Source organism: Ruegeria sp. CJ2 (assembly GCF_056536745.1).
On the sequence record NZ_JBQFQF010000034.1, the window covers coordinates 1 to 1,360 of the forward strand.

Sequence of the window (1,360 nt, forward strand, 5' to 3'; positions counted from 1 at the left end):
ATGGCAAAGGAAAAGTTTGAGCGTACAAAACCGCACGTCAACATCGGCACGATTGGCCACGTTGACCATGGTAAAACGACGCTGACCGCAGCGATCACCAAGTATTTCGGTGACTTCAAAGCGTATGACCAAATCGACGGTGCGCCGGAAGAGAAAGCGCGCGGGATCACCATCTCGACCGCCCACGTGGAATACGAGACCGACAACCGCCACTACGCGCATGTCGACTGCCCCGGCCACGCCGACTACGTCAAGAACATGATCACGGGTGCTGCTCAGATGGACGGCGCGATCCTGGTTGTGAACGCCGCAGACGGCCCGATGCCGCAAACGCGTGAGCACATCCTGCTGGGCCGCCAGGTTGGTATCCCGAAGATGGTCGTGTTCATGAACAAAGTGGACCAGGTTGACGACGAAGAGCTGCTGGAACTGGTTGAGATGGAAGTTCGCGAACTGCTGTCCAGCTACGACTACCCCGGCGACGATGTTCCGATCATCGCAGGTTCGGCTCTGGCCGCGATGGAAGGCAACAACCCGGAAATCGGCGAAGAGAAGATCAAGGAGCTGATGGCGGCTGTTGATGACTATATCGACACCCCTGAGCGTGAAGTTGACAAGCCGTTCCTGATGCCGGTCGAAGACGTGTTCTCGATCTCGGGTCGTGGTACCGTTGTGACCGGCCGTGTCGAGCGTGGCGTGATCAACGTGGGCGACGAGATCGAAATCGTCGGCATCCGCGACACTCAGAAAACCACCTGTACCGGTGTTGAGATGTTCCGCAAGCTGCTGGATCGCGGTGAAGCAGGCGACAACATCGGCGCCCTGCTGCGCGGTATCGACCGTGACGGCGTTGAGCGTGGCCAGGTTCTGTGTAAGCCGGGTTCGGTTACCCCGCACACCAAGTTCGAAGCCGAAGCCTACATCCTGACCAAGGAAGAAGGCGGTCGTCACACCCCGTTCTTTGCGAACTACCGTCCGCAGTTCTACTTCCGTACGACTGACGTGACCGGCACCGTGACTCTGGCGGCTGGCACCGAGATGGTTATGCCTGGCGACAATGTCGGCTTCACCGTCGAGCTGATCGCACCGATCGCGATGGAAGACGGCCTGCGCTTTGCGATCCGCGAAGGTGGCCGCACCGTCGGCGCCGGCGTTGTGTCGAAGATTATTGAATAATTCGCACAAGCGAATGATTAGACGGAAAGGGCGTCCCTCGGGACGCCCTTTTTGTTCGAATTCAATAATCCCGAGCCGCACAAAAAAGTGTGTCGAAAATCATCGAGTAAGGCGCGCTTGCCACGCCTGGTTGCGGCAGGCGATTTTCCAAAGGAAAATCTGCCGAGAGCAACACGGTGATAAA

At 57.9% G+C, this 1,360-nt stretch carries 1 protein-coding gene; it reads left to right on the forward strand.

The window, feature by feature from the left end:
- Positions 1-1,176: elongation factor Tu (gene tuf / locus ACR0MS_RS20425; protein ID WP_170337277.1), on the forward strand; the 1,176-nt coding region annotated here is incomplete at its 5' end.
- Positions 1,177-1,360 lie beyond the last annotated feature (184 nt).